Origin of the sequence: Reyranella sp., from assembly GCF_965279465.1 — a bacterium.
GTDB lineage: Bacteria > Pseudomonadota > Alphaproteobacteria > Reyranellales > Reyranellaceae > Reyranella.
On sequence record NZ_OZ257242.1, the window covers coordinates 5,426,591 to 5,452,696 of the forward strand.

Sequence of the window (26,106 nt, forward strand, 5' to 3'; positions counted from 1 at the left end):
GCCATAGTCGGGGCCATGACCGCGAAGAAAACCTATACCAAGCCCGACACCATCTTGGCCGTTGCCGGCCGCGATCCGGACAACAACTTCGGCATCGTCAATCCGCCCGTCTACCACGCCTCGACGATCCTCTCGCCGACCATGGCGAAGTTCGAGAACCGCGTGCCGTTCGAAGGCTTCGGCTACGGCCGCAACGGCACGCCGACGCAGAAGGCGCTCGAGGACGCCGTCGCCGCCATCGAAGGCGCACACCGTTCGATCGCCGTGCAGTCCGGCCTCGCCGCCGTCACCGGCGCGATCGTGGGCTTCCTCAAGACCGGCGACCACATGCTGGTGACCGACAACGCCTACGGTCCGGCGCGCCGGTTCTCCAACACCACGCTGAAGGGTTTCGGCGTCGAGACGACGTTCTTCGATCCGATGATCGGCGCCGGCATCGAGAAGTTGATGCGGCCAAACACCAAGCTCGTCTATCTCGAGGCGCCGGGCTCGCAGACCTTCGAGGTGCAGGACGTCGATGCGATCGCCGGCGTCGCCAAGAAGCATGGTGCGGCGGTACTGATCGACAACACCTGGGCGACGCCGCTCTACTTCAAGCCGTTCGACCATGGTTGCGACCTGTCGATCCACGCCGGCACCAAGTACATCGTCGGCCATTCGGACGCGATGATGGGCATCATCTCGTGCCGCGATCGCGCGATGTTCGAGATCGCCAAGACGGCGTGCCAGAACTTCGGCTTCCACGCCGCGCCGGACGACTGCTACCTCGCGCTGCGCGGTTTACGCACGATGGGCGTACGGTTGCGCCATCACGAGAAGAGCGGCATCCACATCGCCAACTGGCTGAAGACGCGGCCCGAGGTCGACAAGGTGCTGCATCCCGCCCTGCCCGACTGCCCCGGCCACGACAACTGGAAGCGCATGTTCAAGGGTGCGTCCGGCCTGTTCTCCTTCACGCTCAAGGACGGCTACAGCCGGAACGCCCTCGCCGCGATGCTGGACGGCATGGACATCTTCGGCATGGGTGCTTCCTGGGGCGGCTACGAGAGCCTGATGATTCCGTCGCATCCCGACAACTACCGCACCGCCGTGCCGTGGCCGAAGGACAAGCAGATCCTGCGCGTCCATATCGGGCTCGAAGACGTCGAGGATCTCAAGACCGACCTGGCGGAAGGGTTCGAGCGTCTCAACCGGGCGCACAATGCCTGAGACGTGAGCGAAGCGAAAGTCCTCTGGCAGCTGTGAACACGGCTCTCCAGAGCCGCTCATCGGGTGTGGCATGCCGAAGGAAGAGCGGCTCAGGAGAGCCGCGCTCCCAGCAGTTCGAAATTCGCAAACTACTTCATGCAGTCCGCGCAGGTGCCGGTGACCTCGAGCGTCATGTCGCGCGCAGTGAAGCCGCGGCGGCTCGCTGACGCGGCGATCGACTCCGCCACGCCGGCACTCTCCATCTCCTCGGCATTGCCGCAATCGGCGCAGATCAGGAAGAAGCCGCGATGCGCCTCGCCGGGATGGCTGCAGCCGACGAAGGCATTCATCCGCTCGATGCGGTGGATCAGGCCGTTCTCGATCAGGAAATCGAGCGCGCGATAGACGGTGGGCGGCGCCGAGCCCAGCTCCTCGTCGCGCAGCTGGTCGAGCAGCGCGTAGGCCCCGATCGGCTTGTGGCTCGACCAGACGAGCTCGAGCACACGGCGGCGCAGCGGGGTGAAGCGCAGGCCCTTGTCGGCGCAGAGCTTGACCGCAGCAGCAACCGCATCCTCGATGCAGTGCTCGTGGTCATGGCCGTGCGGAGCGGATTTTGCCTGCTTTTTCACGGGGTCCCGATTTGCCAAGCGAGGAGCCGATGATTATACGCCCCCTTTCTTCGAGAGGCCAAGGCAGCATGTCCCGCACGCCGACCACCTATCCGCAGGCCGCCATCGAAAAATTCCTGGCGGCCGTCCGCTTCGATGGCCAGGGCCTGGTGCCCGCAATCGCCCAGCAGCACGGCACCGGCGAGGTCCTGATGATGGCATGGATGGACCGCGATGCCGTGGCCGAGACGATGCGGACGGGCCGCGTCTGCTACTGGTCACGCTCGCGCAAGGCGCCGTGGCGCAAGGGCGACACGTCGGGCCACATCCAGGAGCTGGTCGAGCTACGTATCGATTGCGATGGCGACACCCTGCTGGCCGAGGTCGAGCAGACCGGTGTCGCCTGCCATACCGGGCGGCACAACTGCTTCTTCCGCGCGATCCGCAACGGCGAGCTGGAAGAGATCGCGCCGGTCGAGATCGACATGGCCACGGTTGGAAAGGCCAAAGATTGAAAGGACCGAGTTTGCCCCAACGTAGCTTTCCGCGGCGTGCGTTGCTCGGCGCCGCGTTCGTCCTGCCTCTTGCCGCCTGCGGCACCAGCGGCGGCCAGACGAAGGTGCAATCGCGCGGCGACCGCATGGTGCGCTGGGTCTACAACACCGGCACCGAGCGCATGATGGCGCCCGATGCACTCACGCTGATGGGCATCACGAACGAGGGGCGCGACATCCCGGTCAGGCTGCTCGGCGAGAACGGGTCCGACGGCCGCTACGTCATCGCACTGGTCAGCATCCGGAAGGTCTACGAGTTCGTTCTGCACCGATTCCACAACGAAGTGTTCATCTTCCACAATTGCGACAGGAACTTCAAACGGCTGACCTCGGTGCGCTATGCACGCAACGGCAAACCGACCGTCATCACCGACACGGCGTTCGCCGAGGTGGACTTCCAGCAGCAGCTTGCCTTCTGGGTCGAGCGCATGCCGGGACGCTAACGCTCCGCCGAGCCGCGGCTTCCTTCCGCGATGAGCCAGTCGACGAAGCCCTTCAATGGTGCGGTCTTGTCCGCGTCGAAGGGAACGAGCGCGACGTAGCCGCTGCGCGGCACACAGATGTCGGGCAGCGGCGTGATCAGGCGCCCGGCCCGCAGGTCGGCCTCCAGAAGCGGCAGCGGACCGATGCCGATTCCCAAGCCGTCGACGATTGCCTGCAGGGTGACGTGGAAGTGGTCGAAGATGCGTCGCCGCTGTCCGGCCATGTGAGCCAGTCCCGCCCTTTCCAGCCAATCGATCCAATCCCCCGGCCGGGTCTCCGACGACAGCAGGACGTGGCCGGCGATATCGGCAGGCCGCCGGATCTGACGCTGCGCGAACAAGGCCGGGCTCATGACCAGAGTATCGAGATCGTCGAAGATGTGGGCCGCCCGATGCTGGGGCCACGCGTCGGCCGTCGCCGCGCCGCGGCGCACCGCAACGTCGAAACCGCCGCGCAGCTCCTCATGCCCTGTCGTTACCGTGGTGACCGAGACCTCCACCAGCGGATGCGCGTCGTGGAAGGTCTCGAGGCGCGGAATCAGCCAGCGGCTGGCAAACGTCGTCGGCGCGCTCACGCGCAGGATGCGCCGCGTCCCGGGCTGGCCGCAGGCCTCGGCCGCCGTCGTCAACCGATCGAAGGACAGGCTCACCTCCGCCGCGAAGACGCGGGCGATTGGCGTCGCCACCATGCGGCGCCCCGAGCGCGTGAACAGCCGCTGGCCTAGCCAGCCCTCCAATATCGCGATCTGCCGGCTGACCGCACCGTGGGTAAGGCCAAGCTCGGCGGCCGCTTCGACGTAGCTGTTCGTTCGGGCGGCGACCTCGAAAACGCGAAGCGCATTGAGCGGTGGTAGGCGTCGCATTAGCCAAAGTGAGGAAAGCTGACAGGTATGGTGATCAGAGTGAGACTATTCCGCAAAAATTCACCGGTATAGGTTACATTCCTGTTACACAATGGGACCGCCGCTGGAATGTCGAGCGATAGCCAATCGAATGTCGCCGCCAATGCAGGCAGCTCCTCGCGCCGGACACTGACCGCCTGTGGGGCGGCCCACGCACTACATGACGGCTTCACCGATCTCCTGAACGTCCTCTATCCGCTGCTGCAGGCGCAGTTCGGTTTGAGCTATGCCGCGATCGGTGCGCTCAAGGCGGTCTATTCCGGCGCCATGGCAAGCGGCCAGATTCCCTCGGGCTGGCTCGCCGGAAAGCTGAGCGGCGTGTCCGTGCTGGCCGTCGGCACGGCGCTCGTCGGGGCCGGCTACGGGCTCGCTGGCCTCACGGGCTCGCTCTACGGCGTGATTGCGGGCCTGCTGCTCGCGGGGCTGGGCGGCAGTACGCAGCATCCGATCGCCTCCACCCTCGTGGCCGGCGCCTATCCCGGCCTGCGCTCACGCACCGCGCTCGGCACCTACAACTTCACCGGCGATGTCGGCAAGGTAGCCTTGCCCGCCGTGTTCGCCCTGGTCGCCGCGTCGCTCGGCTGGCGACAGGCGCTGCTGGTGAGCGCCGCCATCGCGATCGTTGGCGCGGGAGCGATCTTGCTCAGCCTGCAGTCGGCTGAAATGGGTGCAAGGGCGGCGAAGAGCGGCAGGACGGGCGAGGGCGAGGACCGGCCGTGGGCGTTCTGGCTGCTGTTCTGCATCCACGTCGCCGACAGCGCCGTTCGCTCGGGCTTCCTGATCTTCCTGCCGTTCCTGCTGCAGGCCAAGGGCGCCGACCTGCCGACCATTGGCCTCGCGCTGTCATTGCTGTTCGCCGGCGGCGCCGCGGGCAAGCTGGTGATGGGCTGGCTGGGCGCGCGTTTGGGAGTCGTGTCCTCGGTGATCTCGACCGAGTTGGCCACGACCACGCTCATCCTGGTGCTTCTGCCGCTGCCCCTCACGCTGACCCTCGCACTACTGCCCCTCGTCGGCCTGATGCTGAACGGCACATCGTCGGTGCTTTACGGCACGATCCCTGAATTCGTTAAGGTCGAGAAACGCACCCATGCCTTCGCCGTCTTCTACACCGGCGGCTCGATCGCCGGCGCCGGAAGCCCGTTCCTGTTCGGCTTGCTGGGCGACCTGATCGGCCTCGTCCCTGCAATGATGGGTGTCGGCATCCTCGCCCTGCTCACCGTACCGCTGGTCTGGGCGCTTCGACCGGCATTCCGCGCCGAGGGCGCGTCTCTTCGATGACTCATTGATTGGGGGAGCGAGAGGCTATCGCCGGCCTTCGGTCAGGCCGGCCAGCCAAAGAAAAAGGGCCCGGCGAACCGGGCCCTCGTCAGCGATGAGGTCGCCTACTTTGCGATCGGCGTCGACTTGCCGCCCTTCCACACATAGATGTCGTAGACGGGGTCCTTGATGTCGCCCTTGGCGTCATAGGTCAGCGGACCGACGGCGGAGTCGTAGGTGCCGCTGCGCAGCGCCGCCGCTACCTTGGCCGCCTCGGTCGACTTGGCCTTGTTGGCGGCATCCGCCCACACCTTCACGGCGGCGTAGGTGAACAGCGTGTAGCCGGCCGGCTCGTACTTGGCGTCGCGGAACTTTTTCACGAGGGCGGCATTCTTCGGATCGTCCTCGGCCTTGGGCGGGAACGACATCAGCACGCCGTCGGTGGCGGCGCCGCCGAGCTTGGCGAACTCGGCGTCCTCGAGCGCGTCGAAGCCCACCATCTGCGCACCGAAGCCCTGCTCGCGCGACTGCTTGATCAGCATCGCGCCGGCGGTGTGGTAGCCGCCGAGCACGATGATGTCGATCTTGGCCTGCTTCATCTTGTTGATCAGCGCGGTGAAGTCCTTGTCGGTATCGTTATAGGACTCGTACATCGCCTCGCGCAGGCCGCCCTTGTTCAGCGCCTTCTTGGTCTCGTCCGCCACGCCCTTGCCGTAAGGCGACTTGTCATGAAGGATCGCGACTTTCGCGTCCTTCTTGTTCTTCAGGATATAGGCGCCGACGGTGGCACCCTGAACGTCGTCGCGTCCACAGGTGCGGAACACGGTCGTGTTGCCCTTCGCGGCGGCATCGTCGGTCAGCTTGATGTTGGTCGACGCTGGCGTGATTTGAAGGATCTTCGCTTCCTTGTAGATGTCGGACGCCGGAATCGAGCTGCCCGAGCAGTAATGACCGGCCACGAACGCGACCTTGTCGGAGGCGAGCTTGTTGGCCACCGCCGTCGCCTGCTTGGGATCGCAGGCGTCGTCCCCGATCTGCAGCTCGATCTTCTGGCCGTTGACGCCGCCCGCGGCATTGATGTCGGCTACTGCCATCTCGGCGCCCCGGCGCAACTGCTCGCCGAAGGCGGCGTACTGACCCGTCATCGGGCCGACCGAGGCAATCTTGATCTGGGCGAAGGCCGGCGACACCGCGAGGGCCAGCGCCGCGACGGCCAGAGCGCCGTAAATCCTGCTCATGAATGTCTCCCTTTTCGTGATTCTCCACCAAGTGGAGCCCTGCCACAGCTTAGTGCTGCTCCTCCCAGCCCAGCAAGCCTTTGCGCCGGTACAGCCAGGGATATTGCCGGATCAGCTGGCGCACGCGCGTCAGCCGATGGGCAAAGCCTGCGATCGCGAATTGCACGAGCCAGCCGAGCAGAAATCCCCCGATCGACCACAGCTCGCCGCCGGCCAGGGCGTAGTCGAAGAAGCGCAACCCGGCCGACAGCAGGGCCGCATAGGCAACCACCTGGGGCCACGATCGCCAGGTGCTCGCAACCGCCTGCCCCGCCGCGAAGGAGGCCGGGCCGACCAGCACGATATTGAACAGCAGGACGTTGAACAGCGTGTCGCCGAACCAGTCGAACATGAAGGTGTCGAGCGGGCTCACGCGTGGCCGCCCTCGAGATAGGCCGCGCGGACCTCCTGGTTCGCCAGCAGCTCCTTGCCGGTGCCGGACAGCCGCACCCGGCCGTTCACCAGCACGTAGCCGCGGTCGGCCAGCCGCAGCGCGTGGAAGGCATTCTGCTCGACCAGGAAGATGGTCACGCCCTCCTCGCGCGCGATCCGCGCGATCGCCTCGAAGATCTGGCGGACGATCAGGGGCGCGAGCCCGAGCGACGGCTCGTCGAGCAGCAGCAGGCGCGGCCGGCTCATCAGCGCGCGGCCGATCGCCAGCATCTGCTGCTCGCCCCCCGACAGCGTGCCGCCGCGCTGCTCGCGCCGCTCGGCGAGCCGCGGAAACATGGTGAGGACGCGGTCGAGATCGCGCTGAAAGTGCGCCGGATCGGCAATAACCGCGCCCATCTGCAGGTTCTCGAACACGCTCATGCGCGGGAAGATGCGCCGGCCTTCCGGCACCTGCGCCACGCCGCGGCGGACTATCTCGTGGGTCGGGAGGTGGGTGATGTCCTCGCCGTCGAGCTTGATGGTGCCGGCCCGCGCGCGGGGATTGCCGCAGACCGTCATGAGGAGCGTCGACTTGCCCGCGCCGTTGGCGCCGATCAGGGTCACGATCTCGCCCTGGGCGACGTCGAGGTCGACCCCGTGCAGCGCCTGGATCGCCCCGTAAAAGGCCGCAATTCCCCGCACCTCAAGCATCGGAATCGCCCTCGGTGCCCAGATAGGCGCGGATTACCGCCGGGTCATTGCGGATTTCCTCCGGGTTTCCCTCGGCAATCTTGCGGCCGTAGTCGAGCACGACGACATGATTGGAGATCTTCATCACCACGCTCATGTCGTGCTCGATCAGAAGCACGCCCACGCCGTCGCCGTCGCGGATCGACACCAAGAGGTCGTTGAGCTCCGCCGACTCGCGCGGGTTGAGACCGGCCGCCGGCTCGTCGAGGCAGAGCAGCCGCGGATCGGTGCACATCGCGCGCGCGATCTCGAGCCGCCGCTGCGCGCCATAGGGCAGCTCGCCGGCCGGCCGGTCGGCATCGGCCAGCAGCTGGATGCGCTCCAGCCAGACCCGCGCCTTGTCGATCGCCGCCGCCTCGGCGGTGCGATAGCGCGCGAGGCCGAGCAGCCCGAACACGCTCATCCCCGACGCCCGCATCAGCTTGTTGTGCTGCGCCACCAGCAGGTTCTCGAGCACCGTCATGCCGGGAAACAGGCGGATGTTCTGGAAGGTGCGCGCTACCTTGGCCTTCTGGCCGATCTCGTGGCCCAGCATGCGTTCCAGCAGGTAGTCCGGCTCGCCGTGCAGGGTCAGCCGCCCGACCGTCGGCTTGTAGAAGCCGGTGATGCAGTTGAACACCGTGGTCTTGCCCGCCCCGTTGGGGCCGATGATCGCCGTGATCTCGCGCGGCCGCGCGGTGAAGGAGACGTCGTCGACCGCCACCAGCCCGCCGAAGCGCATGGTGAGATGCTCGACCTCGATCAGCGGCGCGCCCTCGCCGCGCAGCGCCCCCGTCATGGCCCGGCCCGCGCCGGATGGAGCCGCACCGACGGCTCGCGATGGGCGATCAGGCCGCGCGGCCGGAACACCATGATCAGCACCATGGCGAGGCCGAACACGACCATGCGGTAGGCGCCGAGATCGCGGAACCATTCCGGCAGCCCGATCAGCAGCACCGCCGCCAGCACCACGCCGATCTGGCTGCCCATGCCGCCCAGCACGACAATCGCCAGGATGATCGCCGATTCGATGAAGGTGAAGCTCTCCGGGCTGATGAAGCGCTGCTTGGCGGCGAAGAACGAGCCGGCGAAGCCCGCGAACATCGCCCCGACCGTGAACGCCGTCAGCTTGGTGTTGGTCGGGTTGATGCCGAGCGCCTTGCACGCCGTCTCGTCCTCGCGCAGCGCCTCCCAGGCGCGCCCGACCGGCAGGCGGCGGACCCGCTGGGTGAAGAAGTTCGTCACCAGCGCCAGCAGCAGGATGATGTAATAGAGATAGATCAACCGCTGGTTGCTGTCGAACGGGATCCCCACCATCTCGGCGAAGGTCTGCTTGCCCGCAGGCGCCGTCTCGGCGAACACCGCGCCGAACAGGGTCGGGCCGGGAATGCCGCCGATGCCGGCGGGCCCCTGGCTGAGATCGACCCAGTTCAGCAGCACCAGCCGGATGATCTCGCCGAAGCCCAAGGTGACGATCGCCAAGTAATCGCCGCGCAGCCGCAGCACGGGAAAGCCCAGCACGAGCCCGAACGCCGCCGCCATCATCCCGGCCAGCGGTAGCACCGTCCAGAAGCCGAGCCCGTACTGCGTGCTGAGCAGCGCATAGGCATAGGCGCCGACGGCGTAGAACGCGACGTAGCCGAGATCGAGCAGCCCCGCGAGGCCGACCACGATGTTGAGCCCCCAGCCCAGCATGACGTAGGTCAGGATCAACACCGCCAGATCCATCGTCTTCTGGTCGGCGAACGGCGTGAACGGCATCAGGACGGCGGCCACGAGCAGCCCTGCCCCGAAGAACTTCACGAAGTTCCGGCCATAGATCACGCCGCGCGGCGACTGGCGCGCGCTCGCCATCGCCTCGTTCGCCCACGGCCAGACCGTGCGCAGGATGATCAGGATGCCGGCCAGCACGACGAACCAGTGCAGGAAGGTCGAGGGCAGCCTGAGCGGCGCCGCCCCGATCGCGACCAGCGCCGTGCCGAGCACGAAGGCCGGCCATTTCAGCCCGACCGACGCAAGCTGCAGCCCGAGCCGGCCGAAGAAGATGGTGACGACGGCGACCGCGAGATCGACGAGCTGGTAGTCGAACACCGGCCCGCCCTGCCCCACGTCCACGGTCCGGAAGCCGACGATGAACACGCCGAGCGCGGCAGCGACCAGCGCCGTCAGCGCCGAGTCCTTGATCATCGGGGGCAGGCGCGCATCCATCCCGGCTCAGACCTTCTCGATCTCCGGCTTGCCGAGCAGCCCGCTCGGCCGGAAGATCAGCACCAGCACGAGGATGACGAACACGGCGACGTCCTTGTACTCGCTCGAGAAGTAGGCCGCCCAGAAAACCTCGATCAGCCCGATCAGCAGCCCGCCCAGCATCGCCCCGGGCAGCGAGCCGATGCCGCCCAGCACCGCGGCGGTGAACGCCTTGATCCCGGCCAGGAAGCCGATGAAGAAATCGACCACGCCGTAATACATCAGGAACATCATGCCGGCGACGGCGGCCAGCGCCGCGCCCATCACGAAGGTGAGCGAGATCGTGCGGTCGACATTGACCCCGAGCAGCGCCGCCATCTTCATGTCCTGCTCGCAGGCGCGCTGCTGGCGGCCGAGCGGCGTGGCGGCGATCAGCCAGGAGAAGCCCGCCATCAGCGCCACCGTCACCACCCAGATGGTGATCTGCAGCCAGGTGACGCGGACGTCGAAGCCGTCGGCGCTGAACAGGGTGTAGCCGCCCTGGACGATATTGCCGCCCGCCTTGGGCCGCGCGCCCTGCGCCAGCTGGACGTAGTTCTGCAGCAGGATCGAGACGCCGATCGCCGAGATCAGCGGCGCCAGCCGGAACGAGCCGCGCAACGGCCGATAGGCGACCCGTTCTATGGTCCAGCCATAGACGGCGGTGAAGGCCATGGCCATCAGAAGCACGAAGACGATCGCCACCGGCACCGAGGAGATGCCGAGCGCGGCGCAGATCATGAAACCGATCAGGGAGATGAAGCCGCCGATCATGAAGACCTCGCCGTGCGCGAAGTTGATCATGCCGATGATGCCGTAGACCATCGTGTAGCCGATCGCGATCAGCCCGTAGATCGAGCCGAGCGTGAGGGCGTTGATCAGCTGCTGCGAAAAATACGCCATCCGGCCGTCGGCTCTCCCCTTCTTTATCCTGCGACAGTACCTGAGGATGGCAGGGGTGCAAATCGCGGACCAGTCTGGCTATATATTCGCCTCATGAACATCACCCTTCCTGCCGATCAGGAGCACTGGCTCGAGACGCGTATCGCCAGGGGCGAATTCCAGTCGGCCGAGGACGCCGTCCGCCAGCTCATCGCGGAGCGCATGATCGTCGACGACACGGACCTCGCCTGGGCCAGGCCGCTGGTCGACGAGGCCCGGGCGGCCGTCGCCCGTGGTGAGACATCGACCCTGGAAGAGGCAATCGCCGACATCGACGAAGTCCTGCGCTCGTCCAAAGCCTAATGGCGCGTCTCGCGAGATCCTAGCAATGCAGCACCTGAGTGCTCATGGTCTTGCTGGGAGCGCGGGTCTCCAGACCCGCTCATGATTCCGAGCGGGTCTGGAGACCCGCGCTCCCAGCTAGAGCCTGGTCGTTTTGTCTACAGCGGGTCGTCGTGGGCGCCTGGTGAACTGAGTGAAGCGGCCCCAGCGGAGCCGACCTGATTAAAAATGACAAACTCCGAGAAGATCACCTCGGCTTCTCGGACGGTAAGCGCCCTCGTCCGTGGAGAGAGGCGCTCCGGTAATGGGTCAGTTTGGTTTCTTCCGTTTGGGTAATCGGTCGATCTCTTCTTCGATGGTTCGCCGCGCCTCGGGATCGGCGACGGCCCACTTACCGACGATGACGTCCGGCATGCACTTCGGATCAACGTCGTCCAGCCGATCGAGCAGCCTGAGCAGCTCGTGCCGACTAAAATTGCTTGGGTTGGACATCGCTCTCTCCGCGTCCTTCGCTGGAAGCAGTCTCCCCTGAACTTTCCCAAGTCTCAACGAGCGGCTTGCGATGAGCCAAAGCGAGCCATATATCCTCGAACGTATATACAGGAGCAGTCATGCCCCAGTTCGCCAAGGTGTTTCGCTCCGGCAACTCCCAAGCCGTCCGCCTGCCCAAGGACTTCCGGTTCGACGTCGAAGAGGTCGAGATTTCGCGCGAGGGCGATGCCGTGATCCTGCGTCCTCGCCGGGGCGGGTCGACCCGGTGGGCTTCGTTGCGCGCCGCCGTGGACCGGGGTTTCAGCCCGGACTTCATGGCCGACGGCCGTCGGCAGCCCGACACCCAAAGCCGGCCGGAGCTGGACAAAGCTTTTGACTGATGGCCTGGCTGCTCGACACCAACGCCGTCATCGCCCTGGTGGCGCGGAGGTCCGACGCCTTGCTGCGCCACGTGGAGGCAGCGGAGCCCGGAACGCTCGCCGTCTCCTCGATTGTCGCGCACGAGCTTTATTTCGGGGCGTATCGCAGCCAGAAGATCGAGTTCAACCTGGAGACGCTGCGTTTGCTCTTTGCGGACCTCGTCATTCTCGAGCTCGATCGGGAAGATGCCCGCACGGCTGGCGCGATCAGAGCCACGCTCGCGCGGCAGGGCACGCCGATCGGCCCCTACGACGTGCTGATCGCCGGACAGGCACGAGCGCGCGGCTTGACGCTCGTGACCAACAATCTCTCCGAGTTCCAGCGCGTCGACGGATTGGAGATCGAGGATTGGACCGAACCATAGTCTTCGCCTGCAACGAAGAAGCGGCTCAATTCGAAGCCATTCATCACGGTGCCAGCACGATGAACTTGGGACAAGACTTCGAGAATCCGCTCACCTGCGCGCCCGACTCCTGAGGCATTCAACCGCTGGCTCGATCTGAAGCGCTTGGGAAAGCGGAGCCAAGTCTGAAGTTGGTCTCGGTCGGCTGTCAGCATCATCGGCACGAGTCACCTACAGTCTCCTGGGCTGCCTGGGCGTCAGGCGCCGCCGCGCTCGCAACGTTCGACGCGTTCGCGAGCCTGGCGGCTAGACCCTGGGCGTTGAGGCGTACCGCCAACCGTGCGCCATGAAATCTCGGACGTGCTTGCGTTGGCTTGACGAATCTGAAACTCCCCCATGACGGCCGAGCCTTGCGGGAATGTCAGAACCACGGTGGCGCGTTGCTCGCGCTGATCGATCCGAGGCACCGCGGTGTATTCGGGGGCATAGAGGCGAGCGAGGCAGTTCGCCATCGCGTCGAATTGGGCGTTGAACGAGGCGGTCCAAATGACGGGCCCGGGGCCCGGGCGAACGTCGTCGCCCGTGGTGCAGCCGCTCGCGGTGGCCGCGGCAACGACCACCATTAACAGTTTGCGATGCATCTCTCCTACCTCCCCTGCGCGCAGCATCTTAGACACGCGGCTCTCGGGCCGCCCTGTCTATTTCAAGCCAGAGGACCGAGGGCCGGACCGATCGCAACGCTCGACGGTGTTCCGCGCGGTCTCGTCGAGGCCGCTGGCTCGCACGTGCAGCCCGTGCCCTTGCCGCGATTGGGCTGCGATTCACGATCCGGCACGCCTTGTACGCCCCGGGGGAGTCTCAAGGGAGAGACCCATGGCGCCGCCCGACATTTTCAGGGGGGTCTACAAGACATGTGTCGCTCCAGGCCCGACATTCGCAAGCTCTGAGGTTGGGAATCCTCGGCCTGCGTGCGCTGGCCCCCAATCCCCCGGTCACTCTGGCCGAGCGGCATCGTCGCTCTGGGAAAGCGCGAATTCTTGCGCTTCGACCTCGGTCTCGAAGACGTGCGGCGCGAGATGGCGTTCGGCAAGGCTTTCACCGAGCTTCAGCCGCAGGAAGGCGCTGGTGGTGTAGCGCGATGCCGAGCGGTAGTAGCGCTGCTCCAGATACGCGACCATCGAGAAATAGGCGTCGCTGACGGCCGGATCGAGCTGGAACGCATCGTAGTTCGCGATGAAGGCCACGGGTTTGCCGGCGGCGCGGCACACCGCCTCCACCTCGCGGCGCATCAGGTCGACGTCGTCGATCGTGCCGATCCGGGCGCCCTGCAGGTTGGCGAACAGGATGTTGCGCTCGGCATCGTAGTGGAGGCGGTCAGCGACCTTGCGGCCCAGCAGCACCTGGTCCAGCCCCATCGGCTCGTCGCGGAAAATGCGCGGGTCCATCGGACGCACGTCGCGGATCAACGGGCGAAACTCCATCTGGCCCAGGATGTCGCGCTCCAGGTCGATGCCCGGCGCGACCTCGATCAGCTCGACTCCGTCGGCGGTCCGCCGCAGCACGCAGCGCTCGGTGACGTACAGCACCGGCTGCCCGGTCGCGGCCGCCCGCTCGCCGCTGAAGGTGATCTGCTCCACCTTGGCCACGAACTTGCGGACCGAGCCTTCGCGCACGATGCGCAGCCTGCCGTCCTCGACCGCGACCTCGAGGCCGCCGCTGGTGAAGGTGCCGGCGAACACGAGCTTGCGGGCGTTCTGCGAGATGTTGATGAACCCGCCCGCGCCCGCCAGATGCGTGCCGAAACGGCTGACATTGACGTTGCCCGCCTCGTCCGCCTGCGCCATGCCGAGGCAGGCGAGATCGAGACCGCCGCCGTCGTAGAAGTCGATCTGCTGGTTGAGCTCGATGACGGCATCGGGATTGAGCGCCGCGCCGAAGTCGCCGCCGCCCTGCGGCATGCCGCCGATGACGCCGGACTCGGCGGTGAGCGTGACGAGCTTCAGCACGTGCTCCTCGCTCGCGACCCCGGCCAGCCCTTCGGGCATGCCGATGCCGAGATTGACCACGCCTCCCGGCGGCAGCTCGAAGGCGGCGCGCCGGGCGATGATCTTGCGCTCGTCGAGCGCGAGCGGTCTCGGCCGGTCCATCGGCACGCGCTGGCGCCCCGAGAAGGCGTGGCTGTAGGTCGTGCCGTATGTCTGATGATGGTTCGCCGGGTCGGACACGACCACGCAATCGACGAGGACGCCCGGGATCTGCACCTCGCGCGGGCCGAGGGACTCGCTGGCCGCGATGCGCTCGACCTGGACGATCACGAAGCCGCCCGAGTTCTTCGCCGCCGTCGCCATCGCCACCGCGTCCAGCGGCAGCGCCTCGCGCTCCATCGTGACGTTGCCCGCCGGGTCCGCCGTCGTGCCGCGCAGCAGCGCCACATGGATGGGGAAGGCGCGGTAGCGCAGCCAATCCTCGCCGTCGAGGCGCACGAGCTCGACGAGGTCCTCCACTGTGACGTCGTTCAGCTTGCCACCCTGCAGGCGGGGGTCGACGAAGGTCCCGAGCCCGACCTTGGAGATCACGCCGGGACCGTGGTTCGCTATACTGCGATAGAGCTGCGAGACACAGCCGAGCGGCAGGTTGTAGGCCTCGATTCGGCCGGCCAGCGCCAGGGCGCCGAGCTTCGGGATCAGCGCCCAGTGGCCGCCGACCGCCCGCTTGATCAGCCCGGCGTGGGCCAGCCGGTTGAGGCCGCGGTCCTTGCCGTCTCCCGGCGCCGCGGCGAACAGCAGCGAGAGATTGGCGGGCGAGCCGGTCGCGAGGAAGCGCCGCTCGAGCGCGAGCAGCAGCTCGTCGGGCGTGCCGATGCCGACGCAGCCCGAGACGCACACCGTGTCGGCGTCATGGATGATGGCGGCGGCTTCGTCCGCGGAAACGATCTTCTGCTTGATCATGGACGCTGCGATCCCCCCGGCTGTGGCCTGCGCCCGGCCATCCTAGCAGCCCTGACGCAAGCGCCAGTCCAATTTCAGGGTGGCCGTGTCATTCGCTTGACACTTCGAAGGCGCACCTGTCGAAGGTCGACACGGGAGGGCGTACGGTGACATGGGGACCCGGTCGCTGTCTGCGCCGCCGGCGTGAGTCGCGCCACCGATCGTCCAGGGTCGAAAAACAGAGGGAGAACTGCAATGGCCTACGAAGGGCTCGCGCCGATGATCGAGCGCGTCAAGATGGTGACCGGCTTCATCGCCACGCCCAACCGCGACGTCGCCACGGTCTTCGACCTGGAGGACAGCTATGTCGGCTCGCCGCAGATGGCGGCCTGCGTGGAGCGCATGAAGGCCGATCCGGAAATGGGCAGGTGCATTGCCGAAGGCTACGTCACGCCGGACTACGATCCCGACGCGCTGATCAGGCTGCCGCCCGATACGCTGGGGCACGCCTATGCCAGGCTGCTGAAGAACTTCAACTATGCCGCGCACTTCTATCGCGACCGCGAGCTCAGGACCGATGCCGACTACTGCATCATGCGCATGCGCAAGACCCACGACATCCATCACGCGGTGACCGGGTTCGTCCCCAGGGGACATGGCGAGACCGGGGTGATCGCCGTCTCGGCCTATCAGTTCGGCTATCCCGCCTACCTGCTGATCGACCTCGCCGCCATGGCGCTGAGCGTCCATCCCGGCGGCGCCTTCCAGCAGACCTTCGACTGGATCGGCGTCGGCATGAAGATGGGCCACGACTGCAAGCCGCTGGCCGGCATCAAGTGGGAGGACGGCTGGGACAAGCCGCTCGCCGTCTGGCGCCAGGAGCTCGGCATCACACCGGTCATGTCGGGCGATACGAGCTGGCACGAGACCCCCGGGATGGTGGCGTGATTGACGGGACGGCAACGGCCGCCGGCGACGAAGGCGGCCCCTTCTCGACCTTCAAGGCGCACGGCTGACCGGTCGCTCCTGGCGCTACTCGCCCTCCTTCGCCCAACGCGCTTCGACCTCGCGCATTTTGAGCGCCAGCTCCGTGGGTGTGAGAATTCCCTTGCGGAACAAAATGTTCGAGAAGGCGACGATCCACCGCTCGTAGTAGCTCAGCTTGCCGACCATTTCAGTCCCAAGCGCTTCGACACCGCAGCGCTTTTCCTCGGTGTTGATGATCTTGTGAAAGTCGAGGACGTCGGCCAGCGCATGGCAACGCTTCTCCCAGGGCTCGAGCTCATGGTCGACGCGCTGGATCGGGTCCGCCGGCACGCCGCCGATGTCATTCGGCAGGCGCCTAACGAGGCCTTCTGTCTCGGTCATCGAGTGCCCTCCTGGATCTTCGGCGAGAAAAGGCGCCGGTGCGCGGTTTCAAGCAGGTGAACAGGCTTTCTCAACGCATGCGTTCGACCGCCTCTTCGGTCGAGAGCACGGCATGGGCCAGAAAGCGATAATTGATCATCGCCGCCTGATAGCCGTCGCCCCATTCGGGATGCCGAGGCCCGGCAGTCGCGTCCTTGACCACGGCGACCTCGAAGCCCTGCTCCAGCAGCTCGCGCAAATGCGATTCGACGCACATGTTCGCCAGCATGCCGCCCAAGATGATCTTGCCGATGCCGCGTTTGCGCAGCTGCAGGACCAGATCGTTCGTTTGCGGTCCCCAGACCTTGTGCGGGCTGACGATGACCGTCTTTCCGTCTTCGATGTAGGGCTTGAAGCGGTCCAGCCAGTCCGCCCCCGAGCCTGCAAACCCCTCCAGGGTGAGCGGTCCGCGCCGGGCAAAGCTCTGGCTCTTGAATTCCTCTTTCTCGAGGGGGTCGTTGAACTTCCAGCCGCCGTCGGTGGGGAAGAAATAGTGCGGCGAGATGAACACGTGGTATCCGCGCAGCTTGGCGGCCTTGAAGATCAGCTCCATGTTCTCGACGGTCCGGTTGGCCGTCACGCTCGCACCGACCGCACCCCAGTTCGCGCCCTTCTCGCTCAGCACGTCGTTCTGAGGATCGATGAAGACGACCGCCGTGTCGGTCTTCCGGAAATCCAGGGGTTGCTTCGCGGCGTCCGAATCTGCAGCGATGGCGGTATCGGATACCGTCGTCAGCGCGGCCGCGCCGGCCGCCGCCACGCCACCGAGCAAGACTGCACGCCGCGATGCCGCCTGATCCTCGTGGCTGTGGTTCAGCGGGCAATTCGACTCGCTCATGACATGCTCCTCCCTTCGCCTATCGTGACCGGGATCACGCCGATCATCGCATCGCGCGTGACAAGGGCCGCCAGTTCGTCCTCGCGATAGTCCGCCGTGCCCTCCGGCCTCATCGGCAGGACGAGGTAGCGAACCATCGCCGTCGAATCGCTGACGCGGACCTCGACGTCGTCGGGAATGACGGTGCCGAACTCAGCCAGCACCGCGCGCGGCTCGGACACCGCGCGCGCCCGGTAGGGCTTCAGCTTGTACCAATCCGGCGGAAGCCCGAGCACCGGCCGCGGGTAGCAGGAGCAGAGCGTGCAGACGATGAGGTTGTGAACCGCATCGGTATTCTCGAGCACGATGAGCGAGGTGTCGTCATAGAAGCTGATGCCGAGCTCCTCGCAGGCCGCCCGGCCATTGGCGAGGAGCCTTGCCTTGAAATCGGGATCGACCCAGGCGCGCGCCACGACCTTCGCGCCCAGCGCCGGCGTGCGCGAATCCAGAACCTCGATCTGCCGACGGATCTCATGAGCGCCGATCAGCTTTCTCTCGACCAGCAGCTCGCGAACGGCCGTCTCCATGATCTCGTAGTAGCCGGGCGGGCCGGTCTGGGCGATCTCGTCATGAGGCTGACCGTGGTCGTGATCATGGTCGTGATCATGCTCGTGGCCTTCGTTGTGCGTCCTCATTCTCATGCTCCCTCGAGCCAGGTCTCGAAGACTTCGATGCGCAGGCCGTCGCGTGGCGAGCCCGCGTAGTGGGGCCAGATATCCCTCAGCGGGACGGCGATCCGATAGTAGTGGCGCTTCGTCCCTGCGTTACGGCCGTAGCCTTCTTCCTCGTTGTCGATTCCAGCCGGCGCGATGACCGCCTCTACCGTCCCAGCTTTGCCGCGCAGGTACGCGGGGACGCGGTAGTGCCCGATCGGAGATCGATCGGCGACCCGGATCCTGTCGCCGGGCTGGAAGACCGGAGCCTCGCCGAGAGCCAACACGACGCCAGGTTCGGTCATAAGACCCCCGAATCAGTGGCGCTGCTGCCGATGACCACTTTGTCGATCACGGAGCAAAGCGCGTGAAAACAATATCGTGATTCTTCACATGGGCGTCGTGGCAGCCGAAGCATGTTTCGTGCTGGGCGCGATCGACGGGCTTGCCACCCACGAAGCGGCCGAAGCCCCACCCGCCGGTCGACGCGTATCGCTTCGAGTCTTTGACCATGATCTGAACCGTCGTTGCATGTCCGGGGACGAAAGCGCCGGGGAACTCGGACGAAGGTTCGCGTTTCCAGGCCAGCTTTGCGAGGATCGCGCCATCCGGGAACGGAAGCGTGCCTTCCCGATAAGCTGCCATGGCGATGGAATTGCCAAGAATTCCCCGAAGCTCGTTGAAATCGCCGGCTTCATGGGACGGTGCAATTAGCTCCCATTGCCTGTAACCGACAGGCATCTTGACGCCAAAGACAGGAGAGCCGTCTTCATCTGCTTGGCTGGCCGTGGGCGCCACTAATGCGAGGACGCTGGCGGCAAGCGCACTGCGCAGGCGCCCACGTCCCCTTTCGGGAGGCCCCCTCACGGCGAGATCTTGCGATCGAGGAAGTCGCGGATCAGCGGCACCATTTCATCGGATTTGTCTTCGAGCGCAAAATGCCCGGTATCGATGAGGTGAAACTCGACCTTGGGAAGATCGCGCTTGTAGGGATGGGCGCCGTCTGCCGGGAAGATCTTGTCGTTCTTGCCCCAGACGATCAGCGTCGGCGGCTGGTGCTTGCGGAAATACGCCTGCACGGCGGGATAAAGCGGCAGGTTGGTACGATAGTCGTAGAACAGGTCCATCTGGATTTCCAGGTTGCCCGGCCGGTCGAGCAGCGCCTGGTCGTGAACCCAGTTGTCCGGCGCGATTCGGCTCAGATCGCTGACACCGTCCGTGTACTGGAAGATGGTCGTCTCCGGTGCGACCAGCACGTGAAGCGCCTTGCGATGCGCCTCGGAGTGATCGGACCAGTAGGCCTTGATCGGATCCCAGAACTCCTTGAGCCCTTCTTCGTAGGCATTGCCGTTCTGCACGATGAGCGCGGTGATGCGGTCGGGGTTCTTGAGGGCGAGACGCCAACCCACGGGCGCGCCGTAATCCATCACATACATCGCATACCGGTTGACACCGATCTGGTCGAGCAGCGCGCCGACGAGCTCTCCAAAGCGATCGAAGGTGTAGGGAAATTTCGCGTGGTCGGGCATGTCGCTTTGCCCGTAGCCCGGATAGTCGGGGGCGATCACGCGATAGCGGTCGGCGAGTTCCGGGATCAGATTGCGAAACATGTGCGATGAGGTCGGAAAGCCGTGCAGCAGGACAACCGTGGGAGCGTTGGCGGGACCCGCTTCGCGATAGAAGATCTTGATCCCGTCGACCGTTCGCGTCCTGTAGTGGGTCACGATTGGCGCCTTGGCGTCGGGCGCCGCCCGCGCGGCCCGGACCTGCTGCAAGGAAGCCGCGCCGAACGCCAGCAGCGGCAGTGCAAGAGCGAACCGGCGGCGGTTCGAGGCCGCGCCTGCGCCGGCCTGATCAACGATCTTCATGTCACTCTCCTGGTAGAAGGCGATGGCTCGATCCGCCGTGGGGGGAATACTTGACTCATGGCCAGGCTCTTGGTCGGCGTCGGATGACGTTCAGACCTGCGCCGATCCGCCGTCGACGAACAACTCGCTTCCGTTGACGAAGCTGCTGTCATCCGAGGCAAGAAAAAGCGCGGCGCGAGCGGCTTCCTCGGGTTCACCGATTCGTCCGAGCGGGATGGCAGCAACCAAGGCTCCGATCATGGCCTGGCGCACGTCTGCGTCGGGTGCGAGGCCATGCAGGCCAGGCGTGGAGGTCGCGCCGGGCACGAGGACGTTGACCCGAATCTTCCGCGGCGCGAGATCCAGGATCCAGGTTCGGGCGAAGTTGCGCACCGCAGCCTTGCTCGCGCTGTAGACGCTGAAGGCAGGCGTGCCGGTCGTCCCGGTGGTGGACCCGGTAAGAATGATCGAACCGCCGTCCTTCATCAGAGGAAGTGCCTTCTGGACGGTAAATAGAGTCCCTCTGACGTTGGCGGTGAAGATGGTGTCGAAATGCTCTTCCGTGATCGATCCGAGCGGCGCCAACGTACCGCCGCCTGCATTGGCGAAAAGAATGTCGATGGTTCCCGCCTCTTCCCGCACGATGGCGAACAGACGGTCGAGGTCCACGAGATTCGCGACGTCACCCTGCACGCCACGCGCGCCGCTTCCGATCGACTTCACGGCGTCGTCGAGCTCCCGCTGCCGCCGTCCCGTCATGAAGACGTTCGCGCCTTCCTCGACAAAGAGGCGCGCCGTAGCCAATCCAATGCCACTGTTGGCACCCGTGATCACGGCGACCTTGCCTTGAAGCTTGCCCATGTGGACTCCCTTCTCCATCGCATTGTGCATAGGACCTGGCTGAGGGCCGGAGCGGCCGCCGGCCGTCAGCTTCTGATGAAGGCAAGAAGATCGGCGTTGATCGTCTCGGCGTGCGTGGTCGGCATGCCGTGGGGGAAACCCTTGTAGGCCTTCAGCACGCCGTGCTTCAGCAGCTTCGCCGACAGCGGCCCCGCGTCGGCATAAGGCACGATCTGATCGTCCTCGCTGTGCATCACCAGCACCGGCACATCGATCGTCCCGAGGTCGGCGGTGAAATCGGTCTGGGAGAAAGCGACGATACCGTCGTAGTGGGCCTTGGCGCCGCCCATCATGCCCTGACGCCACCAGTTCCGGACGTTGGCCTCGACCGGCTTCGCGCCCGGCCGGTCGTAGTTGTAGAAAGGGCCGCTGGCGACCGCGAGGTAGAACGCCGACCGGTTGGCGGCGAGCTCTGCCTGAAACCCATCGAACACGCTCTTGGGCAAGCCGCCGGGGTTGGCCGTCGTCTGCACCATCAGCGGCGGCACAGCGCTGATGATGGCGGCCTTCGCGACTCGGCTCACGCCGTGCCGCGCGAGATAGCGCACGACCTCGCCACCGCCCGTCGAATGGCCCACGTGAATTGCGTTCTCGAGGTTGAGATGGGACGTCACCGCGGCCAGGTCATCGGCGTAGTGATCCATGTCGTGGCCGCCATCGACCTGCGTCGAACGGCCATGGCCGCGCCGGTCGTGCGCGATGACGCGGTAGCCCTTGGCCAGGAAGAACAGCAGCTGCGCGTCCCAATCGTCCGCCGATAGAGGCCATCCGTGGCTGAAGACGATCGGCTGACCCGAGCCCCAGTCCTTGTAGTAGATTTCGACGCCGTCTTTCGTCGTCACTGTGCCCATTGTACGCACTCCCTCGGCCTGGCCGGCAGGCGGCCCGCGTTGCAAGTCAGCTCAAGCCCCTCACGAAGGTGAGAAGGTCGTTGTTGAATTCGTCCTTGTGATTGACGGTCAGCCCATGGGGCGCACCGGGATAGATCTTCAACGTCGATTTCGCGATCAGCTTCGCGGACCGCAACGCCGTGGTCGCGATCGGAACGTTCTGGTCGTCCTCGCCGTGGATGATCAGCGTCGGGACATCGAATCTTCCGAGGTCGTGCGTGAAGTCCGTTGCCGAGAATGCCGCGATCCCTTCGTAGGCTGCCCTCAGGCCGACCTGCATGGACCAAAGCCAGAAGGCATCCTTGATGCCTTGCGACACCTTCGAGCCCGGGCGGTTGGCGCCGAAGAACGGACCATCGCCGAGAGCGCGGTAGAATTGCGCCCGATCCCCGGCAACAGCCGCGCGAACGCCATCGAACACCTCGATCGGAACGCCCTCTGGATTGGCCGCTGTCCTGAGCATCAAAGGCGGAATCGCCGGCACCAGGGCGATGCCGGATACGCGCCCCGTGCCTTGCCGCCCGACGTAGCGTGCGATGTCTCCCGCGCCGGCGGAGTGGCCGACCAGGATGGCGCCTCTCAGATCGAGAGCTTCGATCACCGCCGCGAGATCGTCGGCGAAGGTGTCGTAGTCGTTTCCCGCCCACGGCTGATCCGACCTGCCGTGCCCGCGGCGATCGAAAGCGACGCAGCGAAAACCATGCGACGCCATGAACATCATCTGGTCGTCCCAGACGTCCGCGTTGAGCGGCCACCCGTGACTGAAGACGAGAGGCCGGCCCTTCCCCCAGTCCTTGTAGAAGATGTTCGTCCCGTCCTTTGTCTCAACCATGCTGGCGCTCGAGGCCGCCATCCCTGATGAGCCCGGCGGTTGCATTGCGTCTTTCGGCTGTGCCGTCATGCTCGTCAGCGGTGCCAGGACTGAAGCCGCGACAAGACCGCCAAACAATGCGTTTCGGCGGGATGAAGCCTTGTCGAATGGCTTGCCATCGTTCGGATGAGACATCTGACCCTCCGGGTGAAACGTGGGTACCGCGTTGCAGCAAACCCGGGCAGCCGGTATGTTTGCGAAGGAGCTTCTCGAAATTTGGAACGGGGCGGCCAAGATGGATCGGCTGGAGGCGATGTCTGTGATCGTCGCCGTGACCGAAACCGGCAGCATCTCCGCTGCCTCGCGTCGTTTGAAGTCGCCGATAGCGACCGTCAGCCGCAAGGTCGGCGAGCTCGAAGCGCGTCTCAAGGCCCAGCTCTTTCAACGCACTTCCCGGCGGATGACGCTGACTGCTGCCGGACGGTCCTACATCGATGCCTGCAAACGCATCATCGAGCAGGTCGATGACGCCGAGAGGGAGGTGTCGGGCGAGTACCGGGTGCCAAAGGGCGAGCTGGCGTTGACGACCCCTTGGGGCCTCGGGCACACGCATTTGCTGCCGCTGGCCGTCGAATTCCTCGAGGCCTACCCCGACATTTCGTTGCGGCTCATGCTGACCGATCAAATCGTCAATACGACCGAAGAAAACATCGATATTGCCATACGCGTCGGGTCCCTCCCGGACAGCAATATGATCGCAACTCGCATTGGCTCGATCCGAATCGTCGTCTGCGCGAGCCCGTCATACCTCGAGGCTCGTGGCAAGCCGAGGACGCTCGCCGATCTGGCGAAGCACGATTGCATAACTATCGACGATCATGCGACGCCATCGGCCTGGCGATTCGTGCGTGGCGGCCGTGCCAGGGTCGCGCCGATCCGTTCACGGTTGTGCGTGAATACTTCCGAAGCGGCGGTGCTGGCAGCTATCGAAGGCGCCGGATTGGCTCGCGTCATGTCGTACAAGATGGACGCCGCGAAGCGCGCAGAAAAGCTTGCCGTCGTACTGGAAGAGTTCGAACCGGAACCCCTTCCGGTGCACATCATCTACGCGCCGCGAAAGCCGGTGCCGATCAAGCTGCGCGCATTTCTCAACTGGATGACACCGCGGCTCAAATCGCGCCTGAGCTTCGCTTGAGCGAGAGGTTTGGCCTATCCCCGGCCGAAAGGACGACTGAGCTCCTCAGACCGCGAGCGCCCGCGCCCGGCGGCTGCGGCGTGACATCGCGACCAGGCGGACGATCGCCACGGCCAGCAGCAGCGCCATCATGGCCCAGTAGACCGGGCCCTGCGGCAGGCGCTTGCCGACCGCCACCGCGAAGCTGATCCAGATGTACCAGCCGCCGACGAGGTGCAGCAGGCGCCACTTGCGGGGGCCGAGCCAGGCGGCGGTCCGGTCGAACGAGGTCGCGGTCATCGCCGCGAGCAGCAGGTAGGCGGCGCCGGCGAGCACGAAGGTGGCGGGATTGGTCAGCGTCCAGAACAGCTCGGCATCGAGCTGCGCCAGCGCGATCAGCGCGGCGAGATGGATGGCGTGCGAGACGGCGAAGGAGACGCCGAGATAGCGGCGGTTGCGCCGCTGCCAGAGGGTGACTCCGTTGGGCGCGAGCTCGGCCACGGCGCTCGCGGCGAAGGCCATGGCGAACAGGATCAGCGACGTGCGTGCCGTCGAGCGGACCACCAGGCGCAGGCCCTCGAGGTCGGGCTGGCCGGCGAGAAGGACCACGGACATCGCCAACAGCAGCAGCGAGAGCAGACCCGTCAGGCGCCAACCGTTCATCCGACCCTCCGCAGCATGGCCGTCCGCTTCAGCCGGCGGCCGAGTCCGACCACATGGAAGAGCAGCAGGCCGATCAGGGCGATCTCGCCCGCCGCCGCCAGCAGCACCTGCAGCGGTGCGCCGTCGACGAACAGGCCGGCGCGCACGATGCCGGCGGCGATCGACGCGACCAGCGCCGCGAGGCAGACCGCGAGCGGCAGGACGGAGCGACGGAATGCCCACCAGCCGATCGATCCCACGGCGAGCGCGGCGACGAAGGCATAGCGGTCGATCAGCGGGGCGAGCATCGAGAGGCTGTCGCCGGCATCGGCCAGCCACAGGATCCGCAGCCGCATGGCGACGAACGTCACGGCGACCGTCGCCAGCAGCACGATCCAGCTGCGGCGTGCCTGGCGGTTCACCGCGTCGGTGGCGAATTGCGCAGCGATCTCGCGCGCCAGGCCGAAGCGCTCGACCGCGCGCCGTTCGGCGTCCGCCGATGGCCAGGCCGGATCGGCCTCGGCGGCGTCGAGCAGGTGGGCTTCGACCTCGCAGGCCATGCGCCGGGCCAGCGCGGGGTCGAAGTCGAGATCGCGCCTCAGTTGGGCGACGTATGCTTCGATCATGGGGGTCTCGATCATGCCGGCCATGCGCGGCCTCCTCCCAGCGACGCTTCCACGGCCCTGGCGAAGCGGTCCCACGCCTTGCGGCCCTCCGCCAATCGCGACGTCCCCCGCCGGGTCAGGGCATAGACCCGACGTCGCCGGCCGCCCGGCGGCGTGGTCCAGTCGCTCGACAGCAGCCCCGCCTCCTCCAGCCGATGGAGGGCGGGATAGATCGTGCCTTCGGGGAGATCGAACGTGCCGCCGCTGCGGGTCCTGATCGCCTCGATGATCGCGTAGCCGTGCGCCGGCCGGCTCTCCAGCGCGGCGAGCACGATGGCGTCGAGATGACCCTTGAGCATTTCCGCTTCCATACCTAGCAACACTAGGTATGGAAGCTTCACCTGTCAATTGGCATGAGGAGGACGATGGACACGCCCACATACGACGTCATCGTCATCGGCGCCGGCCCCGCCGGCCTCACCACCGCGACCGAGGCCGCGCGCGCCGGCCTCAAGGTCTTCTGCCTCGACAAGCTCGCCCCCGGTGGCGCGCTGATCAATCTCGGCGAGCTGCACGACACCGACGAGATGGGAAACGGTCCCGACATCGCCTCGCGGATGACTGACGACGCGACCGTCGCCGGCGTCGAGCTCGGCTTCGGCGAGGTCTCGAGCGTCACGGGCAGCGGACCGTTCGACATAGAGACGACCGACGGCGAGAAGCACACGGCGCGCGCCATCGTGGTGGCGACCGGCATGAACAAGGGCAAGCTCGGCCTGCCCAACGAGGAGGAGTATGAGGGCCGCGGCATCTCGCACTGCGCCCACTGCGACGCACCGCTCTACACCGGCCTGCCGGTGATCGTGGCCGGGGCCGGCGGCTGGGCCGATCTGGAGGCGAAGGAACTCGTCGGCGTGGCCAGCGAGATCACGATGATCGACTCCAAGCCGGGTCACGCGCTGGCCGACGTCCGGAGCATGGAAGGCCGCATCGTCGGCCTCGCGGGCAGCAACGGCCTGGAGTCGGTCACCGTGGAGACCGCGGGCCAGCGGAAGACCATTCCGACCAGCGCGGTGTTCGTCTATGTCGGACAGTCTCCCGCTGCGGAATTCCTGCCGGATTCGCTTGCACGCGACGCTTCAGGGCATATCGTGATCGATGCCGAGGGCCGCACCGCGATGCCGATGGTGTTCGCCGCAGGCGACGTGCGGGCCGGGGCACGCTATCATCTGTCCGACGCCATCGCCGACGGCCAGCGCGCCGCCCAGACCGTCGCGTCGGCCCTGAAGAAGAGTTAAG

32 protein-coding genes and 1 pseudogene are annotated in these 26,106 nt (G+C 65.9%); 10 read left to right on the top strand and 23 right to left on the bottom strand.

Annotation, left to right across the window (positions count from 1 at the left end; all coding sequences use genetic code 11):
• Window positions 1–15: 15 nt before the first annotated feature.
• Window positions 16–1,209, top strand: a complete 1,194-nt coding sequence (gene metC / locus ACQY8M_RS26495) for a cystathionine beta-lyase (protein ID WP_428661985.1) — start codon at window positions 16–18, stop codon at window positions 1,207–1,209.
• A 128-nt stretch (window positions 1,210–1,337) separates the two neighbouring features.
• Here metC and ACQY8M_RS26500 read toward each other — a convergent pair whose 3' ends face one another.
• A complete protein-coding gene (locus ACQY8M_RS26500; RefSeq protein ID WP_428661987.1) occupies window positions 1,338–1,817 on the bottom strand; it encodes a Fur family transcriptional regulator in 480 nt (159 codons plus the stop codon).
• Between the two features lie 68 nt (window positions 1,818–1,885).
• Here ACQY8M_RS26500 and hisI point away from each other — a divergent pair, with 68 nt between their 5' ends.
• Complete coding sequence (gene hisI / locus ACQY8M_RS26505; protein WP_428661990.1) at window positions 1,886–2,311, top strand: phosphoribosyl-AMP cyclohydrolase; 426 nt, start codon at window positions 1,886–1,888, stop codon at window positions 2,309–2,311.
• An 11-nt stretch (window positions 2,312–2,322) separates the two neighbouring features.
• The gene (locus ACQY8M_RS26510) at window positions 2,323–2,793 is read left to right on the top strand and encodes a hypothetical protein (protein WP_428661992.1); all 471 of its coding nucleotides are present in this window, start codon (window positions 2,323–2,325) and stop codon (window positions 2,791–2,793) included.
• Here the strand turns inward: ACQY8M_RS26510 and ACQY8M_RS26515 are convergent.
• Window positions 2,790–3,695, bottom strand: coding sequence for a LysR substrate-binding domain-containing protein (locus ACQY8M_RS26515; protein ID WP_428661994.1), 906 nt, complete (start codon window positions 3,693–3,695; stop codon window positions 2,790–2,792). The genes ACQY8M_RS26510 and ACQY8M_RS26515 overlap by 4 nt on opposite strands.
• Window positions 3,696–3,803: 108 nt before the next feature.
• On the opposite strand from ACQY8M_RS26515, the gene ACQY8M_RS26520 reads away from it, so the two are divergent.
• Complete coding sequence (locus ACQY8M_RS26520) at window positions 3,804–5,012, top strand: MFS transporter (protein ID WP_428661996.1); 1,209 nt, start codon at window positions 3,804–3,806, stop codon at window positions 5,010–5,012.
• Window positions 5,013–5,116: 104 nt separating this feature from the next.
• Here the strand turns inward: ACQY8M_RS26520 and ACQY8M_RS26525 are convergent, their stop codons facing one another.
• The 6 genes and pseudogenes from ACQY8M_RS26525 to ACQY8M_RS26550 all read right to left on the bottom strand — a co-directional run bounded on the left by ACQY8M_RS26525 (window position 5,117) and on the right by ACQY8M_RS26550 (window position 10,498).
• Window positions 5,117–6,229, bottom strand: a complete 1,113-nt coding sequence (locus ACQY8M_RS26525) for a branched-chain amino acid ABC transporter substrate-binding protein (protein ID WP_428661999.1) — start codon at window positions 6,227–6,229, stop codon at window positions 5,117–5,119.
• A 49-nt stretch (window positions 6,230–6,278) separates the two neighbouring features.
• Entirely contained in the window at window positions 6,279–6,641 is a 363-nt protein-coding gene (locus ACQY8M_RS26530; protein ID WP_428662002.1) for a DUF6867 family protein, read from the bottom strand.
• The gene (locus ACQY8M_RS26535; protein ID WP_428662004.1) at window positions 6,638–7,351 is read right to left on the bottom strand and encodes an ABC transporter ATP-binding protein; all 714 of its coding nucleotides are present in this window, start codon (window positions 7,349–7,351) and stop codon (window positions 6,638–6,640) included. Before ACQY8M_RS26535 ends, ACQY8M_RS26530 begins: the two co-directional genes overlap by 4 nt.
• Window positions 7,347–8,168: pseudogene (locus tag ACQY8M_RS26540) on the bottom strand (ABC transporter ATP-binding protein); the annotation flags it as partial. The pseudogene ACQY8M_RS26540 and the gene ACQY8M_RS26535, both read right to left, overlap by 5 nt.
• Complete coding sequence (livM, locus tag ACQY8M_RS26545; protein ID WP_428662007.1) at window positions 8,165–9,577, bottom strand: high-affinity branched-chain amino acid ABC transporter permease LivM; 1,413 nt, start codon at window positions 9,575–9,577, stop codon at window positions 8,165–8,167. The gene livM and the pseudogene ACQY8M_RS26540, both read right to left, overlap by 4 nt.
• A gap of 6 nt (window positions 9,578–9,583) precedes the next feature.
• Entirely contained in the window at window positions 9,584–10,498 is a 915-nt protein-coding gene (locus ACQY8M_RS26550; RefSeq protein WP_428662010.1) for an ABC transporter permease subunit, read from the bottom strand.
• Between the two features lie 93 nt (window positions 10,499–10,591).
• Between ACQY8M_RS26550 and ACQY8M_RS26555 the strand changes: the two genes are divergently transcribed.
• Window positions 10,592–10,840, top strand: a complete 249-nt coding sequence (locus ACQY8M_RS26555; RefSeq protein ID WP_428662012.1) for a ribbon-helix-helix domain-containing protein — start codon at window positions 10,592–10,594, stop codon at window positions 10,838–10,840.
• 288 nt (window positions 10,841–11,128) lie between these two features.
• On the opposite strand, the gene ACQY8M_RS26560 is transcribed toward ACQY8M_RS26555, so the two are convergent.
• On the bottom strand, window positions 11,129–11,311 hold the full coding sequence (locus ACQY8M_RS26560) for a hypothetical protein (RefSeq protein ID WP_428662014.1): 183 nt from the start codon (window positions 11,309–11,311) through the stop codon (window positions 11,129–11,131).
• 119 nt (window positions 11,312–11,430) lie between these two features.
• On the opposite strand from ACQY8M_RS26560, the gene ACQY8M_RS26565 reads away from it, so the two are divergent.
• Both ACQY8M_RS26565 and ACQY8M_RS26570 read left to right on the top strand, forming a co-directional pair.
• A complete protein-coding gene (locus ACQY8M_RS26565; RefSeq protein ID WP_428662017.1) occupies window positions 11,431–11,691 on the top strand; it encodes an antitoxin in 261 nt (86 codons plus the stop codon).
• A complete protein-coding gene (locus ACQY8M_RS26570) occupies window positions 11,688–12,095 on the top strand; it encodes a type II toxin-antitoxin system VapC family toxin (protein WP_428675493.1) in 408 nt (135 codons plus the stop codon). The genes ACQY8M_RS26565 and ACQY8M_RS26570 overlap by 4 nt, the downstream gene beginning before the upstream one ends.
• 236 nt (window positions 12,096–12,331) lie before the next feature.
• Here ACQY8M_RS26570 and ACQY8M_RS26575 read toward each other — a convergent pair whose 3' ends face one another.
• Window positions 12,332–12,715, bottom strand: coding sequence for a hypothetical protein (locus tag ACQY8M_RS26575; RefSeq protein WP_428662019.1), 384 nt, complete (start codon window positions 12,713–12,715; stop codon window positions 12,332–12,334).
• Between the two features lie 351 nt (window positions 12,716–13,066).
• Window positions 13,067–15,022, bottom strand: a complete 1,956-nt coding sequence (locus ACQY8M_RS26580) for an acyl CoA:acetate/3-ketoacid CoA transferase (RefSeq protein WP_428662022.1) — start codon at window positions 15,020–15,022, stop codon at window positions 13,067–13,069.
• Between the two features lie 234 nt (window positions 15,023–15,256).
• Here ACQY8M_RS26580 and ACQY8M_RS26585 point away from each other — a divergent pair, with 234 nt between their 5' ends.
• On the top strand, window positions 15,257–15,949 hold the full coding sequence (locus ACQY8M_RS26585) for a Coq4 family protein (protein ID WP_428662025.1): 693 nt from the start codon (window positions 15,257–15,259) through the stop codon (window positions 15,947–15,949).
• Window positions 15,950–16,033: 84 nt separating this feature from the next.
• On the opposite strand, the gene ACQY8M_RS26590 is transcribed toward ACQY8M_RS26585, so the two are convergent.
• The 9 genes from ACQY8M_RS26590 to ACQY8M_RS26630 form a co-directional block, all read right to left on the bottom strand.
• Window positions 16,034–16,369 carry a nitrile hydratase gene (locus tag ACQY8M_RS26590; RefSeq protein WP_428662027.1) on the bottom strand — a complete coding sequence of 112 codons (336 nt, stop codon included), beginning with the start codon at window positions 16,367–16,369 and terminating at the stop codon, window positions 16,034–16,036.
• A 70-nt stretch (window positions 16,370–16,439) separates the two neighbouring features.
• Window positions 16,440–17,246 carry a cysteine hydrolase gene (locus ACQY8M_RS26595; RefSeq protein ID WP_428662030.1) on the bottom strand — a complete coding sequence of 269 codons (807 nt, stop codon included), beginning with the start codon at window positions 17,244–17,246 and terminating at the stop codon, window positions 16,440–16,442.
• Complete coding sequence (locus tag ACQY8M_RS26600) at window positions 17,243–17,920, bottom strand: nitrile hydratase subunit alpha (RefSeq protein ID WP_428662033.1); 678 nt, start codon at window positions 17,918–17,920, stop codon at window positions 17,243–17,245. The genes ACQY8M_RS26595 and ACQY8M_RS26600 overlap by 4 nt, the downstream gene beginning before the upstream one ends.
• A 2-nt stretch (window positions 17,921–17,922) precedes the next feature.
• The gene (locus tag ACQY8M_RS26605; protein ID WP_428662036.1) at window positions 17,923–18,243 is read right to left on the bottom strand and encodes an SH3-like domain-containing protein; all 321 of its coding nucleotides are present in this window, start codon (window positions 18,241–18,243) and stop codon (window positions 17,923–17,925) included.
• Between the two features lie 46 nt (window positions 18,244–18,289).
• Window positions 18,290–18,736, bottom strand: coding sequence for a cytochrome P460 family protein (locus ACQY8M_RS26610; protein ID WP_428662039.1), 447 nt, complete (start codon window positions 18,734–18,736; stop codon window positions 18,290–18,292).
• Between the two features lie 65 nt (window positions 18,737–18,801).
• Window positions 18,802–19,806 carry an alpha/beta fold hydrolase gene (locus ACQY8M_RS26615; RefSeq protein ID WP_428662042.1) on the bottom strand — a complete coding sequence of 335 codons (1,005 nt, stop codon included), beginning with the start codon at window positions 19,804–19,806 and terminating at the stop codon, window positions 18,802–18,804.
• 90 nt (window positions 19,807–19,896) lie between these two features.
• Window positions 19,897–20,646, bottom strand: coding sequence for an SDR family NAD(P)-dependent oxidoreductase (locus ACQY8M_RS26620; RefSeq protein ID WP_428662045.1), 750 nt, complete (start codon window positions 20,644–20,646; stop codon window positions 19,897–19,899).
• A 65-nt stretch (window positions 20,647–20,711) separates the two neighbouring features.
• Complete coding sequence (locus tag ACQY8M_RS26625; RefSeq protein WP_428662048.1) at window positions 20,712–21,536, bottom strand: alpha/beta fold hydrolase; 825 nt, start codon at window positions 21,534–21,536, stop codon at window positions 20,712–20,714.
• Between the two features lie 46 nt (window positions 21,537–21,582).
• A complete protein-coding gene (locus tag ACQY8M_RS26630; RefSeq protein ID WP_428675495.1) occupies window positions 21,583–22,581 on the bottom strand; it encodes an alpha/beta fold hydrolase in 999 nt (332 codons plus the stop codon).
• Between the two features lie 100 nt (window positions 22,582–22,681).
• On the opposite strand from ACQY8M_RS26630, the gene ACQY8M_RS26635 reads away from it, so the two are divergent.
• Window positions 22,682–23,581, top strand: coding sequence for a LysR family transcriptional regulator (locus ACQY8M_RS26635; protein WP_428662051.1), 900 nt, complete (start codon window positions 22,682–22,684; stop codon window positions 23,579–23,581).
• 45 nt (window positions 23,582–23,626) lie between these two features.
• Here the strand turns inward: ACQY8M_RS26635 and ACQY8M_RS26640 are convergent, their stop codons facing one another.
• From ACQY8M_RS26640 to ACQY8M_RS26650, 3 genes are read right to left on the bottom strand one after another with little or no spacing between them, the layout of a single operon-like run.
• Entirely contained in the window at window positions 23,627–24,223 is a 597-nt protein-coding gene (locus ACQY8M_RS26640; RefSeq protein ID WP_428662054.1) for a hypothetical protein, read from the bottom strand.
• Complete coding sequence (locus ACQY8M_RS26645) at window positions 24,220–24,828, bottom strand: hypothetical protein (protein WP_428662057.1); 609 nt, start codon at window positions 24,826–24,828, stop codon at window positions 24,220–24,222. Before ACQY8M_RS26645 ends, ACQY8M_RS26640 begins: the two co-directional genes overlap by 4 nt.
• 11 nt (window positions 24,829–24,839) lie before the next feature.
• Entirely contained in the window at window positions 24,840–25,166 is a 327-nt protein-coding gene (locus ACQY8M_RS26650) for a PadR family transcriptional regulator (RefSeq protein WP_428662060.1), read from the bottom strand.
• A 66-nt stretch (window positions 25,167–25,232) separates the two neighbouring features.
• Between ACQY8M_RS26650 and ACQY8M_RS26655 the strand changes: the two genes are divergently transcribed.
• Window positions 25,233–26,105: an NAD(P)/FAD-dependent oxidoreductase gene (locus ACQY8M_RS26655; protein WP_428662062.1), complete on the top strand. Its 873-nt coding sequence runs from the start codon at window positions 25,233–25,235 to the stop codon at window positions 26,103–26,105.
• Window position 26,106: the final 1 nt, after the last annotated feature.